Here is a 14,792-nt window from a genome sequence, read left to right on the forward strand (position 1 = left end):
GCGGTTATTGAGGTGCGTGGTGGGGGGCTTTGCTGCTTTTGCTTTGCTGCTTTTGCTTTTATGCCGTCATTCCCGCGAAGGCGGGAATCGCTCTTCGCTCTTCGCCTTTGCCCTTTCGCCTTTGACGCGAAAGTCAAAGGCCAGAGCGATTCCCGCCTTCGCGGGAATGACGATCTGAAGGCTGCTCGGGGATGACGATTTTCTGGATGGCCGAGAACGCCTTTACCTCAATGGTTCTCCTCACCACCGGAAACATTGATCGCCTCACCAGTGATGTACACCGCATCGTCAGAGCACAAAAACGCCGTAGCCGCCGCAGTATCCGAAGGCAAACCAGGGCGACCAACCGGAATGCGCGCACGCATGTCCGCCAGGTACTGCTCCACGCTCTTGCCCTGCTTTTCAGCGAAGTATTCGTTCTGCCATGCGCCCAGACCCGTAGTCACATGGTTCGGGCACACTGCATTGACGTTGATCCCATGCGCACCCAACTCGACCGCCGCGACGCGGGTCAACCCCACCAGACCATGCTTCGACGAGCAATAAGCCGCCGCATGCGGGAAGGCCGACTTGGCCGCCTGCGAGGCGATGTTGACGATGCGGCCACCGCCCTGGGCGATCATCTGCCGGCCGGCATGCTTGATGGTCAGGAAGGCGCCGCGCAGGTTCACACCCAGCACCGCGTCCCATTCCTTGGCATCGATGTCGACCAGCGACTTCATCAGGTAACCGATGCCGGCGTTGTTGACCAGGATGTCGAGGCGGCCGAAGCGTTCGACCGTGGCCTTGACCACCGCCTCCACCTGCGCCTCTTCCAGCACATCCAGGGCCATCGCCACGCACTCGCCGCCGGTACTGGCAGCCAATTCGGCGGCAACCTGCGCCAGTTCCTCGTCGGTACCCACCGCAGTGACCGGCATCTCGGCGCCACGCACCTGGCCGATGTCGGTCAGCACCACCTTGCAGCCTTCCTGCAGCAAGCGGCGGGCAATGCCCTCGCCCAGGCCGGCGCGGCGACCAGCGCCGGTGATAAGTGCGACTTTGCCCTGCAATTCGGGGAAACGAGCCATGACCAATGTTCCTTGTGCGCTTACAGCGCGCTGGTGAGGATGAACAACGGATTGTCAGCGTATTGCTGGAACTGCGCTGCACCGGCCTGCACGGTCGGGTCGGCGAGGTCGGCGCCGAAGGCGGCCATGTCCGGGATGCGCATCAGCTCGATGTAGTCGTACGGGGAGCTGCCTTCACCAATCAACAGACCGCTGGCCTTGAGTACCTCGAACTTCTCCACCGACGGCAGCGCATTGACCACCGGCAGGTCGCTGGCACGCGCCCAGGCCTCATATTCCTCACGGCTGACGCCGGCTTTGAGGTTGAACAGGACGATCACGGTTTGCATGGCTTCCTCCCGGGTAAAAGACTGTGGCACACTTTGTCCGGACAAAGTGTAGGCATGCCATTCGTCCCCGGTCAACGCCGGCGACGGAAAACCCCCACCGGCGTATCTACCTGCCGTAACCCAAACGATTGAGGTGCTTTGATGAAGCGTTATTACCCGTGGTTGATGGCGGTAGTGGGAATGTTGGTGTTGCTGGTCTCCAACGGCTTGACCGTGACCGGTCTGACCGCCTTTGACGAATCCCTGCTCAAGGACTTCGGCTGGACCCGCAGCGAGCTCAAGCTGCGCGACCTGATCACCTTGGTGCTGGCCGGCTGGATGGCACCGTTCCTCGGCGCGCTGATCGACAAGGTCGGTCCGCGCAAACTGGTACTGGCAGGTATCGCCTTGTTGGCGGCGCTGTACGCGGCCTATGCGCACATCCATACGCTGGCCCACCTGTACTGGATCCACGTCGGCTTTGCCGCGGTGCTGGTCGCTGCTGGTCTCAATGTGGCGGTAATCTTCGTCTCGCAGTGGTTTGCCACCCATCGCGGCACCGCAATCGGTATTGCCCTGGTCGGCACCAGCCTCGGCGGCATGGTGTTCCCCAAACTCGGCGTGCACTTGATGCAGAGCATGGACTGGCGCGCTGCGCTGCTGTGGGAAGCCGCGATTCCGCTGGCCTTCCTGGTCATCGCCTTCCTGTTCGTGCGCAGCCCGCGCCCGGGCGGCATCCAACCGTGGGGGGCTGACACCCTGGCCGCCAAGGCAGCAGCAGGCAAGCCAGCCGCCGCCTCGCTGCCGGACCTGAGCTACCAACAGGCAATGCGTACCCGCACCTTCTGGGTGCTGGCGTTCGTGGCGATGACGACGTTCTTCTCGATCATGGCGGTGGCTTCCAACCTGTTCCTGCACATGCGCGACCTGGGCTTTGAACCGGCCACAGCCGGCAATGGCCTGGGCCTGATGTTCGGCCTGGCGATGGTCGGCAAGTTCGTGTTCGGCTTCCTCGCCGACGTATTGCCGGCCAAGCGCGTGTTCCTGCTCAACCTCAGCATCATGGCCGCAGGCGCATTGATCCTGGCGACCATGCGCGCCGATCTGATCTGGTATTCGCTGGCCCTGTTCGGTCTGGGCTGGGGCGGCCTGTACACGATGATCCAGCTGCTCGCGGTCAACGCCTTCGGCCTGGGCTCGGCCGGCAAGATCCTCGGCACCATCACCCTGCTCGATGCGACCACCGCCGGTCTCGGCATCTGGGTGACCGCCAAGATCTTCGATATCACCAAGAGCTACCACATCGCTTTCAGCCTGATCTGCGCGCTGATCGTTTTGGCCTTGTTGGCGGCGACGCTGGTGCGCGACGAACGCGCGCGTGCCTCGGCCGCCTGATCCCCACTGCTGCACCGGAGAGACCCCATGCCCGTGATGGAAACGTCCAACCTCACCGCCCGCCAGTACTGGGAGCAGGTCAAGGCCAACCCCAACCGCGCCAAGTTCGGCTTCGGCGCGCGCCCGGCCATCGTCAACATCGATGTGCAGCGCGCCTATACCGACCTGGACGCGTTCAAGACCGCGTATGAAACCGACCCGCGCCAGATCGAGCACATCAATGCGCTGTCGGCACAGGTGCGCGCGCTCGGCCTGCCGGTGGTGTGGACCTATGTGGCTTACCTGGAATCGGGCGAGGACGCCGGCACCTGGGGCACCCGCACCAACACGCCGGACTCGTTGCAGAACATCAAGCACGGCTCCGAGCGCGCGCAGTTCGACCCGCGTGCCGATGTGCAGCCGGGCGACATCGTCATGCACAAGCGCATGGCCAGCCCGTTCTTCGAAACCAACCTGTGGTCGCTGCTGACCTTCCACAAGATCGACACCCTGATCATCACCGGCGGTTCGACCTCGGGCTGCATCCGCGCCTGCGTGATCGACAGCCTGTCGCGCGGCTACCGCAGCATCGTTCCGGAAGAGTGCGTGGCCGACAAACACGAGATCCCGCACTTCGCCAACCTCAGCGACATCATGCTCAAGTACGGCGACGTGGAATCGGCCGAGCACGTGGCCGCACAACTGCAGGCCTTGCGCGCATGAACGCCAAGACCAAGTCCGATCCGGGCCTGTTCGATTACTGGCCCTACGACAGCCGGCCGAAGATCGAATGGCCGGGCGGCGCCCGCGTGGCGCTGTGGATCGCGCCCAACATCGAGTTCTACGAGTACGCGCCGCCAGCCAACCCGCAGCGCAAGCCGTGGCCACGGCCGCTGCCCGACATCCAGGGTTATGGCACGCGTGACTACGGCAACCGCGTAGGCCACCAACGGATGATGCGGGTGATGGACCAGTACGGCCTGCGCGGCTCGGTGTCTCTGTCCACGGCCATGCTCAAGCACCACCCGGAAGTGATCCAGATGGCGGCTGAGCGCAACTGGGAATTCTTCAGCCACGGCATCTACAACACCCGCTACACCTACGGCATGGACGAGGCGCAGGAGCGGGAGATGATCGCGCACTCGATGGCGCTGATCGCCGAACACACCGGCCAGCATTGCGATGGCTACCTGGCACCGGCACTGTCGCATTCGGACGCCACCATCGACCTGTTCGCCGAGGCCGGCGGCCTGTACACCTGCGACCTGTTCCACGATGACCAGCCAACGCCGGTCAAGACCCGCTCGGGCAAGCGCTTCGTGTCGGTGCCGTATTCGCTGGAGCTCAACGACACCATCGTCTACGTCACCAACAAGATCGAGCCGCGCCGCTACGGGCAGATGATCAAGGACGCGTTTGACCGCCTGTACGCCGAAGGCGAAGACTCCGGCACGGTGATGTGCGTGCCGCTGCATGCCTACCAGGTCAGCCACCCGCACCGCTTGGCCGCTTTCCAGGACGCGATGGACTACATCTGCAGCCACGACAAGGTGTGGAAGGCCACCGGCCGCGAGATCGCCCAGCATTATCTGGATAACCACTACGACGATGCGCTGGCCTCGATGGCGGCGATCAATGCGGAGGACGCGGCATGAGCCTGGATCGCAGCTTCCTGGAGTACCCGCAGCTGCGCCATGGCATGGACCATGCGCGCTACAGCTGGTCGATGCTGGCCGAGCGCCCGCCCGTGCGCTGGCCCGACGACAAGCCGCTGGCGCTGTGGATCAACCTGAGCCTGGAGCACTTCCCGCTCAACCCCAAGGGCGAGGGCTTCAAGCCGCACGGCGCGATGGTCATGCCCTACCCGGACCTGCGCCACTACACCTTGCGCGACTACGGAAACCGCGTCGGCGTGTTCCGCGTACTGGATGCGCTGGAAAAGTACGGTCTGCGCGCCAGCACCGCGGTCAACGGCGAACTGGCCGAGCACTACCCCGCCCTGCTGCGTCGGCTCAAGGCGCACAGCGCCGAGCTGGTCGCGCACGGCTGGAACATGGACAGCGTGCACTACGGCGGGCTGGACCCGGCGCGCGAAGCTGAATACATCCAGCGCAGTTTGGCTGCGCTGGCCCCGTATTCGGACGGCCCCATCCAGGGCTGGTTGTCACCGGCCAGATCGCAGTCCGAAAACACCCCGGAACTGCTGCAACAGGCCGGTTTGCAGTGGTTTGGTGACTGGATCAACGACGAGCTGCCCTACCCCTTCCAGACCGCCAACGGCCCCCTCACCGCACTGCCGTTGTCACTGGAATTGGAAGATCGCTTCATCGTCGGCGAAAATCTGCATGCCGAGGCCGAGTATGCGGACCAGATGGTCGATGCCTGCGATTTCCTGCTGGAGGAAGCGCAGCGCAGCGGACAGGGTCGCCTGCTCGCGCTCAACATCCATCCGTGGGTGATGGGCCAGCCGCACCGCATCAAGCACCTGGAACGCGTGTTCGCCCATCTGGCAGACAACGCAGGGCTGATCTGGAACGCTGCGCCTTCGCAGATCATCGCCGCCTCACGTTGAGGCGGCGGTTCCAGGCAACCGTCGTCGCTCAACCCGCGCCGGCCTTTACCCAAGAGCCCTTGCATGAACACTGAAGCCAACACCGCCCTGCCGCCGCGCGAAGCGATGGAATTTGACGTCGTCATCGTCGGCGCCGGCCCTGCCGGTCTGGCCACCGCCATCCGCCTGCGCCAGCTGGCGGTGGAGAAGGGCCAGGAATTGTCGGTGTGCGTATTGGAGAAAGGCTCCGAGCCCGGCGCGCACATCCTGTCCGGCGCGGTGATGGACCCGCGCGCGCTCAACGAGCTGTTCCCGGATTGGAAGGAACGCGGTGCGCCGCTGCGACAGGCCGTCACCCGCGACGAATTCCTGTTCTTGAACGAAACCGGTGCCAAGAGCACGCCGCATGCCCTGCTGCCGGAATGCTTCCACAACGACGGCAGCTACATCATCAGCCTGGGCGAGGTCAGCCGCTGGCTGGCGCAGCAGGCCGAGGCGCTGGAAGTGTCGATCTTCCCGGGCTTTGCCGCCGCCGAAGTGCTGTACGACGAGAACGGCGCGGTAATGGGCGTGGCCACCGGCGACATGGGCATCCACAAAGACGGCACGCCGGGCCCGAACTACGAGCGCGGCATGGAGCTGCACGCCAAGTACACGATCTTCGCCGAAGGCTCGCGTGGCCATCTGGGCCGCCAGCTGATCAGCAAGTACAAGCTCGACGCAGGCAAGGACCCGCAGGCCTATGGGCTGGGCATCAAGGAACTGTGGCAGATCGATCCGGCCAAGCACGAGCCGGGCCTGGTGGTGCACGCCGCCGGCTGGCCGCTGGACAACGACACCTACGGCGGTGCCTTCCTGTACCACGCCGAAGGCGGCAAGGTCTCGATCGGCTATGTGGTCGGCCTGGACTACAAGAACCCATGGCTGAGCCCGTTCGAGGAGTTCCAGCGCTTCAAGACCCACCCGGCGATCCGCAAGCACCTGGAAGGCGGCAAGCGCATCGCCTACGGCGCACGTGCGATCACCGCCGGCGGCATCCTGTCGCTGCCCAAGACCGTGTTCCCGGGTGGCGCGCTGGTCGGCTGCGAAGCCGGCTACCTCAACGTCAGCCGCATCAAGGGCAGCCACGCCGCGATCAAGACCGGCATGCTGGCCGCCGAGGCCGCGTTCGATGCGCTGGTCGCCGGCCGCTCGCGCGATGAGCTGAGCGCCTATCCGGAAGCCTTCGAGAACAGCTGGCTGAAGGCCGAGCTGATGCAGGCCAAGAACTTCAAACAGTGGTTCAAGAAGGGCCGCACCCTGGCCACGCTGATGACCGGCATCGAGCAGTGGCTGCTGCCCAAGCTGGGCATCCGCAACGCGCCGTGGACCATCCACCGCACCAAGGCCGACCACGAGTGCCTGGAGCCGGCCGCCAGCCAGCCGAAGATCAACTATCCCAAGCCCGACAACGTGCTGACGTTTGATCGCCTGAGCTCGGTGTTCCTGTCCTCGACCAACCACGAGGAAGACCAGCCCAGCCATCTGACCTTGAAGGACGCCAGCGTGCCGGTGAAGGTCAACCTGGCCACCTATGGCGGCCCGGAAGCACGTTACTGCCCGGCTGGCGTCTACGAGTTCGTCGGCGAAGGCAGCGATACCCGCCTGCAGATCAACGCGCAGAACTGCGTGCACTGCAAGACCTGCGACATCAAGGACCCGACCCAGAACATCGTGTGGGTAACCCCGCAGGGTGGCGGCGGTCCGAACTATCCGGCGATGTAAGCATCGCCATCAACCCACAGGAGTTTTGATGAGCATTGTCAGTCCAGGCGCCCGCTTCCGCGCGGCGCTCCAGCAGGAAAGCCCGTTGCAGATCCCCGGTGCGATCAACGCCAACCATGCGTTGCTGGCCAAGCGGGCGGGCTTCCGTGCGGTCTACCTGTCCGGTGGCGGCGTCGCCGCCGGCTCGCTGGGCCTGCCGGACCTGGGCATCAACACCATGGACGACGTGCTCACCGACATCCGCCGCATCACCGACGTCTGCGACCTGCCGCTGCTGTCGGACATCGACACCGGCTTCGGCCCGAGCGCGTTCAACATCGCGCGCACGGTGAAGTCGCTGATCAAGGCCGGTGCGGCGGCCTGCCATATCGAAGACCAGGTTGGTGCCAAGCGCTGCGGCCATCGCCCGAACAAGGAAATCGTGTCGCTGGGCGAGATGGTGGACCGGGTCAAGGCCGCCGCCGATGCCAAGACCGATGCGAATTTCTTTTTGATCGCGCGTACCGATGCGATCCAGATGGAAGGTGTGGAAGCAGCGATCGAGCGTTCGCTGGCCTGCGTGGAGGCCGGTGCCGACGGCATCTTCGCCGAAGCCTCGTATGACCTTGAGACCTATAAGCGCTTTGTCGACGCGGTGAAGGTGCCGGTGCTGGCCAACCTTACCGAGTTCGGGCAGACACCGCTGTTCTCGACCGAAGAGCTGGGTTCGGTAGGTGTGGCGATGTGCATCTACCCGCTGTCGGCATTCCGCGCGATGAACAAGGCAGCGGAGAACGTGTACACCGCGATCCGTCGTGATGGCCACCAGCGCAATGTGGTGGACACCATGCAGACCCGTGAGGAGTTGTACGAGCGGATCGGGTATCACACGTTCGAGCAGAGTCTGGATAGGACCTTTGCTGGGAAGAAGTGAAGCCTTGGGGCTTTGAAGGCTTTGAAGGCTTTGAAGCTAGGAGCTTGAAGGCCTAGATGCTTGGAAGCTTGAAATTCTAAAAGCTCAAAAGCTGCCCTCACCCCTACCCCTCTCCCGTAAACGGGAGAGGGGACTACTCCGCTGTCTTGTGCATAGCCTGGCAGTGTCGGCTTCGACGCACTCCGCGAAGTACGTCAAGAGCCGGAGAAGCGCTGCTCAAGCAATGCACCAAGACATAGCTACGCCCGTGATTCGGAGAACAACCTAGCGGCCGGATGAGCATGCTTTTGCTTCTAGCTTTTGCTTCTAGCTTTTGCTTCTGGCTTTTGCTTCTGGCTTTATGCCGACAGACCCCAAAGAGCATGAAGTCTCCCTTCTCCCGCAAGCGGGAGAAGGTGCCCAACGGGCGGATGAGGGGGGCCTTTGCTTTGGTCGTTGCTCCAAGCTTTGCTTTCCCCTCCCAGCACCGGCCATCATTGCCAGCGCCGTACAACCACGGCCGCTGCCGCAATGAGAAAGCAATGCCCCGCCTGCCACTAATCGCGCTTACCTGCCTGACGCTCAGCGCCTGCGGCCAGCGCGATGCCTTCAACCACAGCGCCAGCACTGATCCGCATCAGCGTGAACTAGAGCGCGCTTTCGCCATCTGTGCTGGTTGCCACGACACCCGCGCCGAGCTCGGCCACCGCGTCGGTCCCAATCTGCATGGCGTGATCGGCCGCAAGGCCGGCACCGCACCGGGTTACAACTACTCCGAAGCAATGAAGGCCAGCGGCATCACCTGGGATGCGCAGACGCTGGACGCCTTCATCAAGTCGCCAACCAAACAGGTGCCAGGCAGCAAAATGGCCAACGCAACCGCCGACCCGGCGCGCCGCCAGGCCGTGATCGAGTTCCTGTCCACGCTACCCGAATAGGCAACGCATCAATCCAGCGTCTGCACACCGCCACCATTGACGAACAAGGTCTGGCCGCTGACCCAGTTGGAGATCGGTGCAGCGAAGTACAGCACTGCACCAGCAATATCATCGGCCTCGCCAAGTCGCTTGATCGGCGTATGCGACAGCATCCGCTCCTCGATCTCCGGCGTCAGCACCGTCGCCAAGGCATCGGTGCGTACCGCACCCGGCCCCACCGCATTGACCCGGATCCCCGCTGGACCATAGTCATGCGCCAGATTCGCGGTCATATGATTGATCGCCGCCTTGGACGCGGCGTAGGCACTGATCGCCGGGCTCTTGTTGATCGAGCTCATCGACGACATGTTGATGATCGAGCCGTAGCCGGCTTTCTTCATGTGCGGCGCGCACAACTGCGACAGCCGCCACGCACTGAATACATTGATCTGGAACGGCCGCTCGAACTGCTGCAGGGTGATCTCGAACGGGCTCTCGCGGCCGGCACCACCGCCACCGGCGTTATTCACCAGGATGTGGATGCCACCAAGCTCGCTCGCGGTGCGCTCGACCGTGCGAACCAGATCCTCATCCTTGAGCACGTTGCACTCCAAGGCCAAGGCCTTGCCGCCGGCCGCCACGATCTCCGCGGCAACTTTTTCAGCCGCCGCCAGCTTCAGGTCGGCAATGGCGACGGCAGCGCCATAGGCCGCCAACATCAGCGAACTGGCGCGGCCGATGCCGTTGCCGCCACCGGTGACGATGGCCACTTTGCCATTGAGGTCAAACTGCGAATTGTGATTCATGAGCATCACTCCTGTTGGATTCACGCGCCGGATTTGATGCAACAGGCGGACCAGGCGCGGCGACCCGCATAGTCAGTATGCGATGGACGAACGAAACCCCAGGTTAAAAGCACCTCGATCACATCCATGCAGCGGCAACTCCCAGCGGGACCACCAAGATCCCTGTTCGAACTTCCTGCATGAAAACCAGGGCAGGACGAGATCCCGCCCACGTCACCGTCCCCGCACGCCCGGTCCGTTGACTGCACACAAACGCATCACGTGGCAGGATGTGCTCTGGAGACTGTACAAGGGGATGCGTCGTCCAATGCGATCAGCAAGCCGCAGAAAATTTACCGCCTTAACCACTGCACTGCTCTGTGCCTTACCGTCATTGGCCTCGGCCATGGCCCAGTGTCCGCAGGAGTCGAGCAAATCCACCGCATTCTGGCTACTGGGCTGGTCGATCTTCGCGCTGTTCGTTGTTGCCGGCGTAGTGCTGTTGGTACTGATCTTCCGCGCTACGCGAAGCGCACGCCCGCAGCCACGCTGGCTACTGCGCATCGCCAGCATTCCGGCGATGCTGGCGATGTGGATGTTGGGCTTCGGTATTTTCCTCAGCCAGTTCGCGCTGGTGTGTTGAGTCAGCGCTTCAGGCCGGCGGGAACCACCATGGCGATGCGGTGCCGGTATTGATCAACAGCGCGCGTGCACGCACGAAGCGGCGGATCGATGCGGTGCCCATGCGTGAGCCGCCCATGCCGGAGAGCTTGAAACTCTGCTTCTCGGCGGTCTGCACCATGCCGGTCAAGCAGGCGTCGTTGATGGAAATGCCACCGGCCTGCAACTGACGCGCTACCCTCTGCGCGCGTTCCGGACTTTGCGTGAACACCGCTGCCGACAAACCGAACTCGGTGGCGTTGGCACGGGCGATGGCTTCGGCTTCATCGGCCACCACCATCACCGGCAGGACACTGGCGAAGCTTTCATCGGCGACCACGGCCATCTCGTCGGTGACATCGACCAGCACCGTTGGCGGGCACCAGATCCCGCCATGGTCGATCAGCTCGCCACCGGTCAAGGCGCGGGCGCCCTTGGCCTTGGCATCGGCCAATTGGCTGCGCACCAGCTCAACCTGCGAGGCGGCGATCACCGGGCCGATCTGACCCTGCTTCGGGTCCGGCCACGCCAGCTGCAACGCAGAGGCTTCCTTTACCAGTGCGGCGATGAAGACATCGGCCACTGGCGCTTCCACATAGACGCGCTCGATCGACATGCAACTCTGGCCACCGTTGACGAAGCTGCCCCAGGCCAAGGCGCGTGCGGCATGTTCGATATTGGCGTCGGACACCACCAGCGCCGGGTCCTTGCCACCCAGTTCCAGCGAAGCAGGAATGAAACGGCGCGCACAGGCCTCGCCGACCTTGCGGCCGGTGGCGACCGAGCCGGTGAAACAGATCTGGTCGCTGGCCTCGATCACCGCCTGGCCAGTAGCACCAGCGCCGGTGACCAGCTTGAACACCTCGCCAAGACCGGCTTCGTCCAAGGCTTCACGCAGCAGCGGCACAAAGCGTGAGGTGACTTCGCTGGGCTTGGCCAAAATGCTGCAGCCCGCGGCAAGCGCCGGCACGGCATCAATCAGGGTCAGCATCAGCGGGAAGTTCCACGGACTGATGACGCCCACCACCGCGAACGGCACCCAGGTCTGCTGGCTGTGGATGAAGGGAATGACTTCCTGCTGGGCGGGCTTTTCCGCCAGACACCCTGCCGCCTGCTGCGCCCAGCGGCGGATCGCGCCGACGGTTCCATCCACTTCGATCTGCGATTCGTGCCAGCGGCCGGTATCGGCCAGCAAGGCGTCGAGGAAACCGTCACGGCGCGCGACCAGCGCATCAGCCAAGGCATTCAAACGCACGCAGCGCTGCTCGATGCCGCACTCGGCCCAATCGAGCTGTGCCTTGCGCAGGCCAGCGCCCAACGCGGCAACCTCGGCAGCAGAAGTGATCGGCAGTTCGCCATCGAACAGGCCGGTGCGCGGATTGCGTAGCGGCAGCGTGGTTGCGTCAGTCATTGCCCAGTACTCCGGCGCTCAGCAGTGCATCGAGGGTGGCTTTCTGGCGCGCAGCGAAGTCAGCACGCTGTGGAATCTTCAAGCTGTCGCCATCCAGCAGGGCGTTAGGCTTCAAGGCGGTGCTGCCGAGGCCGGCATTGATCGCAGCCTGCGGCAGACGCGACAGGAAATTGCCCATGCCCGGACGCAGGCGGCGGCGACGCAGGCCGGCGATATCCAGATCAGCGTAGGCGGCCATCGACTCACCGGTACCGGCGGCGGACAACACCCTGCCCTGATCATCGACGATCTTGCTCATGCCATCGGCACTGCCCAGCGGAATATCCACGCCGCTGATGCCCGCGGTATTGGCCGAAACGACATAGGCCATGTTTTCCAGCGCGCGGGCACGCTTGGCAATGTCCTTGGGGGTCAGCTCCGGGCTGCCGACTTCGCTGGTGGAGTGCAGGAACACCTCGGCACCACGCAGGCCCATCGCCCGCGCGATCTCCGGATACAGGATTTCTTCCGATGCGATGCAGGACAGGCGGCCGAGCGGCGTGCGCGCAACTGGAAACACGCCATCGATGCCGTACACATCAAGGTACTTGTCCCAGACGTCGTGAGGGCTGGGCGCGTACAGTGAGATCAGCCGCCGGTAGCGCAGGATCTGGTTGCCGCTGTCATCCAGGATCACCGACGACTGGAAATAGAGCTCCGGGAAGTTCGGGTCGCGCTCGTAGGCGTTGGAACACAGATACACGCCGTTGTCCTGGGCGATGCGGCCCAGCTGTTCGTACTCGGCACCATTCATGGAGAAACAGCCCTTGGCCGCCCAGTCGGGAATGGTGTCACCCAGCGGATAGCTGGTGGCGAAGTATTCCGGCAGCACCACCAGCTTCAGGTCGGCGCCGATGAAGGCCTTGGAAGCGCGGATCTGCCGGCCTACCCGTTCGATATTGTCAGCCACCGCTGCGGCGGCAGCGGCCGGTGTTGCGCAGGCATTGATGGCGCGGCAGGTGGTCTGCAGGGCCAGCGCGCGATAAGCGTCGATCATGGAGCCTTACCTTCGGTTGCGGTGTCGTTGAGGGCTTGCGTTTGCACGCCATCGGCGAGCAGCACGCGGAAGCTGCCGGTGCCGGCCCGCAGCGGTTTGATCGCGGCGTAGTCGGGGCCGTGCCAGAACGCCAGCGCAGCAGCGCGGTCCGGCCAGCAGGAGATCACTGTCCGCGCCGGTGCGTGCTCGCCTTCCAGGCTGTGCTGGTCGCCGCCCATCACCAGATACTGGCCACCATGGCGTGCGACGACTGCCGGGGTTGCGCGGGCATAAGCGGCAAAGCCCTGTGGATCGGTGATCTGCGCTTCGATGAGCAGATAGGCGGGCATGCGTACCGACCTCAGCCGAAACGCGGCGCGCGCTTGTCGAGGAAGGCGGCCGCGCCCTCGACGAAATCGCTGCTGCTGAAGGCATCGTTGAAGGCCGCGTCGGCCTGCGTCACGTCGATGCTGGCATCGCCACCGAGGTGGCCGAGCACGGTCTTGATCGCGCGCCGCGCCTGCCCGGAGGTGGCCAGCAACTGCTGGACCTGCGCCTGCTCCAGCGCCTCGATGCCGTCCTCACCCGCCAACTGGTTGACCAGACCCCAATCCAACGCGGTGGCGGCGTCGAGCATGCGCCCGGTCAACAGCATTTCGCGGGTGCGGGCCATGCCAACCGTATTGACCAGCCGACGGCTGTCATCGGCGCTGTAAACTAAACCGAGCTTGGCTGGGGTGATAGCGAACCGGCTGCGGGCACTGGCCAGGCGCAGGTCGCAGGCCAAGGCCAGGCCAAGGCCGCCGCCCACGCAGGCACCGTCGATGACGGCCAGCGTGGTCTGCGGCAGGCGTTGCAGTTTGAGCTGGGTGCGTTGGACCTGGGCGTTGTTGGCGGCAAAGGCGGCCGGAGCGGTGAGCAGCTGGCCGAGTTCGTCGATATCGGCGCCGGCGCTGAACGCCCCCGGCACGCCCGACACCACCACGATCTGGGCATCACTGGCGGCGATTTCGTCCAGTGCGGCCTCGATCGCCGCCCAGTGGCGGGTGGCCAGGGCGTTGCGCTTGTCGGGTCGGTGGATGCCGATGCGGGCGAGCGCGCCGTCACGGCTCCAGCAAATCACGGTTTCTTCAGTGACCATGGCCTATCCTATTTGTTCTATCGTTATAGCATTAAGCCAAAGGAGGGTGAAGCGAGATGTCCCAAGACACACTGGCCACATTGTTGAGTGCCAACGCGCACAAGCTGTTGCGCAATGACTTGCCGACGCCGCTTTACCACCAGATGTTCAGCCTGCTGCGCGACCGCATCCTCAATGGCGAGATCCCGCGCGGCGCCCGTATTCCCACCGAGTTCGACCTGGCCGACGGCTTTGGCGTGTCGCGCATCACCGCCAAACGGGCGCTGGACGAACTGGCCGCCGAAGGGCTGGTCGAGCGCCGCCGCGGCAAGGGCACCCATGTCATCCACCGCTCCCGGCCCAAGCCGATGCACAGCCCGCTGACCGGGCTGCTGGAAAGCCTGGAAGTGCTGGCCGAACACACCAAGGTGCAGTTGCTGCAGTTCCGCCGCGGGGTACCGCCGGAGCCGATCCGCGCCCTGTTCGATACCGGCCCACGCGACGTGCTGGTGCAGGCGATCCGCCTGCGTCTGCGTGGCGATGTCCCGTTCGGCTACTACATCAGCTGGACCAATACCGATCACCCCGAATTCAACGAGGCACGGCTGGCCAACAGCTCGCGCTTGAAGCTGTTCCAGGCCGCCGGCATCCAGATCAAGCAGGTGGAACAGGTGCTGTCGGCTGTGAACGCCGATGCCATCGCTGCCCTGCACCTGAAAGTGGAACCCGGCACCGCGCTGTTGTCGTTGGAGCGCCGCTCCTACGATGGCGACGGCAATCTGGTCGACCTGCTCAACGTGCAGTACCGGCCCGATCAGTTCACCTACCAGATGACCCTGGACGTGGACGACGGCACCCCGCTGTAAGCCGACAACACCACCCGTTCCCTGCTACTAGAACGCCGCCCTGACCGGGCGGCGTTCTG

At 64.1% G+C, this 14,792-nt stretch carries 16 protein-coding genes; 9 read left to right on the plus strand and 7 right to left on the minus strand.

Annotated features, from left to right (window positions below):
* Nucleotides 1-227 precede the first annotated feature (227 nt).
* Together ACVOLL_RS04515 and ACVOLL_RS04520 are read right to left on the minus strand one after the other, a co-directional pair.
* Nucleotides 228-1,070, minus strand: a complete 843-nt coding sequence (locus tag ACVOLL_RS04515; protein ID WP_481511797.1) for an SDR family NAD(P)-dependent oxidoreductase — start codon at nt 1,068-1,070, stop codon at nt 228-230.
* 20 nt (nt 1,071-1,090) lie between these two features.
* Nucleotides 1,091-1,399 carry a hypothetical protein gene (locus tag ACVOLL_RS04520; protein WP_296246630.1) on the minus strand — a complete coding sequence of 103 codons (309 nt, stop codon included), beginning with the start codon at nt 1,397-1,399 and terminating at the stop codon, nt 1,091-1,093.
* A gap of 141 nt (nt 1,400-1,540) precedes the next feature.
* Here ACVOLL_RS04520 and ACVOLL_RS04525 point away from each other — a divergent pair, with 141 nt between their 5' ends.
* From ACVOLL_RS04525 to ACVOLL_RS04555, 7 genes are all read left to right on the plus strand, one after another.
* Nucleotides 1,541-2,773 (plus strand): MFS transporter, encoded by a 1,233-nt coding sequence (locus tag ACVOLL_RS04525; protein ID WP_481511798.1) that lies wholly within the window; start codon nt 1,541-1,543, stop codon nt 2,771-2,773.
* A 27-nt stretch (nt 2,774-2,800) separates the two neighbouring features.
* Nucleotides 2,801-3,475, plus strand: a complete 675-nt coding sequence (locus ACVOLL_RS04530; protein ID WP_481511799.1) for an isochorismatase family protein — start codon at nt 2,801-2,803, stop codon at nt 3,473-3,475.
* Nucleotides 3,472-4,407 carry a polysaccharide deacetylase family protein gene (locus ACVOLL_RS04535; RefSeq protein WP_481511800.1) on the plus strand — a complete coding sequence of 312 codons (936 nt, stop codon included), beginning with the start codon at nt 3,472-3,474 and terminating at the stop codon, nt 4,405-4,407. Before ACVOLL_RS04530 ends, ACVOLL_RS04535 begins: the two co-directional genes overlap by 4 nt.
* Nucleotides 4,404-5,324 carry a polysaccharide deacetylase family protein gene (locus tag ACVOLL_RS04540; protein ID WP_481511801.1) on the plus strand — a complete coding sequence of 307 codons (921 nt, stop codon included), beginning with the start codon at nt 4,404-4,406 and terminating at the stop codon, nt 5,322-5,324. The genes ACVOLL_RS04535 and ACVOLL_RS04540 overlap by 4 nt, the downstream gene beginning before the upstream one ends.
* A gap of 63 nt (nt 5,325-5,387) precedes the next feature.
* A complete protein-coding gene (locus tag ACVOLL_RS04545) occupies nt 5,388-7,067 on the plus strand; it encodes an electron transfer flavoprotein-ubiquinone oxidoreductase (protein ID WP_481511802.1) in 1,680 nt (559 codons plus the stop codon).
* A gap of 28 nt (nt 7,068-7,095) precedes the next feature.
* Nucleotides 7,096-7,980, plus strand: coding sequence for a methylisocitrate lyase (prpB, locus tag ACVOLL_RS04550; RefSeq protein ID WP_481511803.1), 885 nt, complete (start codon nt 7,096-7,098; stop codon nt 7,978-7,980).
* Between the two features lie 521 nt (nt 7,981-8,501).
* Nucleotides 8,502-8,897: a c-type cytochrome gene (locus tag ACVOLL_RS04555; protein WP_481511804.1), complete on the plus strand. Its 396-nt coding sequence runs from the start codon at nt 8,502-8,504 to the stop codon at nt 8,895-8,897.
* Between the two features lie 8 nt (nt 8,898-8,905).
* On the opposite strand, the gene ACVOLL_RS04560 is transcribed toward ACVOLL_RS04555, so the two are convergent.
* Nucleotides 8,906-9,682 carry a glucose 1-dehydrogenase gene (locus ACVOLL_RS04560; protein WP_481511805.1) on the minus strand — a complete coding sequence of 259 codons (777 nt, stop codon included), beginning with the start codon at nt 9,680-9,682 and terminating at the stop codon, nt 8,906-8,908.
* Nucleotides 9,683-10,067: 385 nt separating this feature from the next.
* Between ACVOLL_RS04560 and ACVOLL_RS04565 the strand changes: the two genes are divergently transcribed.
* Nucleotides 10,068-10,304: a hypothetical protein gene (locus ACVOLL_RS04565; RefSeq protein ID WP_481511806.1), complete on the plus strand. Its 237-nt coding sequence runs from the start codon at nt 10,068-10,070 to the stop codon at nt 10,302-10,304.
* Between the two features lie 9 nt (nt 10,305-10,313).
* On the opposite strand, the gene ACVOLL_RS04570 is transcribed toward ACVOLL_RS04565, so the two are convergent.
* Genes ACVOLL_RS04570 through ACVOLL_RS04585 form a run of 4 tightly spaced genes read right to left on the minus strand, consistent with a single transcriptional unit; the run spans nt 10,314 to nt 13,888 of the window.
* Nucleotides 10,314-11,732, minus strand: a complete 1,419-nt coding sequence (locus ACVOLL_RS04570; protein WP_481511807.1) for an aldehyde dehydrogenase family protein — start codon at nt 11,730-11,732, stop codon at nt 10,314-10,316.
* Nucleotides 11,725-12,768, minus strand: coding sequence for a nitrilase-related carbon-nitrogen hydrolase (locus ACVOLL_RS04575; protein WP_481511808.1), 1,044 nt, complete (start codon nt 12,766-12,768; stop codon nt 11,725-11,727). Before ACVOLL_RS04575 ends, ACVOLL_RS04570 begins: the two co-directional genes overlap by 8 nt.
* Nucleotides 12,765-13,097, minus strand: coding sequence for a DUF1330 domain-containing protein (locus tag ACVOLL_RS04580; protein ID WP_481511809.1), 333 nt, complete (start codon nt 13,095-13,097; stop codon nt 12,765-12,767). Before ACVOLL_RS04580 ends, ACVOLL_RS04575 begins: the two co-directional genes overlap by 4 nt.
* 11 nt (nt 13,098-13,108) lie before the next feature.
* Nucleotides 13,109-13,888, minus strand: a complete 780-nt coding sequence (locus tag ACVOLL_RS04585; protein WP_481511810.1) for an enoyl-CoA hydratase/isomerase family protein — start codon at nt 13,886-13,888, stop codon at nt 13,109-13,111.
* Nucleotides 13,889-13,944: 56 nt separating this feature from the next.
* Between ACVOLL_RS04585 and ACVOLL_RS04590 the strand changes: the two genes are divergently transcribed.
* Nucleotides 13,945-14,733: a GntR family transcriptional regulator gene (locus ACVOLL_RS04590; protein WP_481511811.1), complete on the plus strand. Its 789-nt coding sequence runs from the start codon at nt 13,945-13,947 to the stop codon at nt 14,731-14,733.
* The last annotated feature ends 59 nt before the right edge of the window (nt 14,734-14,792 follow it).

Source organism: Stenotrophomonas sp. STEN035 (genome assembly GCF_056759935.1).

What these genes read in the sequence shown, in the direction of transcription:
- prpB (WP_481511803.1), top strand. Translation starts at nt 7,096, where the DNA reads ATGAGCATTGTCAGTCCAGGCGCCCGCTTCCGCGCGGCGCTCCAGCAG.
- ACVOLL_RS04515 (WP_481511797.1), bottom strand. Translation starts at nt 1,070, where the DNA reads ATGGCTCGTTTCCCCGAATTGCAGGGCAAAGTCGCACTTATCACCGGC.
- ACVOLL_RS04575 (WP_481511808.1), bottom strand. Translation starts at nt 12,768, where the DNA reads ATGATCGACGCTTATCGCGCGCTGGCCCTGCAGACCACCTGCCGCGCC.
- ACVOLL_RS04590 (WP_481511811.1), top strand. Translation starts at nt 13,945, where the DNA reads ATGTCCCAAGACACACTGGCCACATTGTTGAGTGCCAACGCGCACAAG.
- ACVOLL_RS04565 (WP_481511806.1), top strand. Translation starts at nt 10,068, where the DNA reads ATGGCCCAGTGTCCGCAGGAGTCGAGCAAATCCACCGCATTCTGGCTA.
- ACVOLL_RS04530 (WP_481511799.1), top strand. Translation starts at nt 2,801, where the DNA reads ATGCCCGTGATGGAAACGTCCAACCTCACCGCCCGCCAGTACTGGGAG.
- ACVOLL_RS04560 (WP_481511805.1), bottom strand. Translation starts at nt 9,682, where the DNA reads ATGAATCACAATTCGCAGTTTGACCTCAATGGCAAAGTGGCCATCGTC.
- ACVOLL_RS04535 (WP_481511800.1), top strand. Translation starts at nt 3,472, where the DNA reads ATGAACGCCAAGACCAAGTCCGATCCGGGCCTGTTCGATTACTGGCCC.
- ACVOLL_RS04545 (WP_481511802.1), top strand. Translation starts at nt 5,388, where the DNA reads ATGAACACTGAAGCCAACACCGCCCTGCCGCCGCGCGAAGCGATGGAA.
- ACVOLL_RS04570 (WP_481511807.1), bottom strand. Translation starts at nt 11,732, where the DNA reads ATGACTGACGCAACCACGCTGCCGCTACGCAATCCGCGCACCGGCCTG.
- ACVOLL_RS04525 (WP_481511798.1), top strand. Translation starts at nt 1,541, where the DNA reads ATGAAGCGTTATTACCCGTGGTTGATGGCGGTAGTGGGAATGTTGGTG.
- ACVOLL_RS04555 (WP_481511804.1), top strand. Translation starts at nt 8,502, where the DNA reads ATGCCCCGCCTGCCACTAATCGCGCTTACCTGCCTGACGCTCAGCGCC.
- ACVOLL_RS04585 (WP_481511810.1), bottom strand. Translation starts at nt 13,888, where the DNA reads ATGGTCACTGAAGAAACCGTGATTTGCTGGAGCCGTGACGGCGCGCTC.
- ACVOLL_RS04580 (WP_481511809.1), bottom strand. Translation starts at nt 13,097, where the DNA reads ATGCCCGCCTATCTGCTCATCGAAGCGCAGATCACCGATCCACAGGGC.
- ACVOLL_RS04520 (WP_296246630.1), bottom strand. Translation starts at nt 1,399, where the DNA reads ATGCAAACCGTGATCGTCCTGTTCAACCTCAAAGCCGGCGTCAGCCGT.
- ACVOLL_RS04540 (WP_481511801.1), top strand. Translation starts at nt 4,404, where the DNA reads ATGAGCCTGGATCGCAGCTTCCTGGAGTACCCGCAGCTGCGCCATGGC.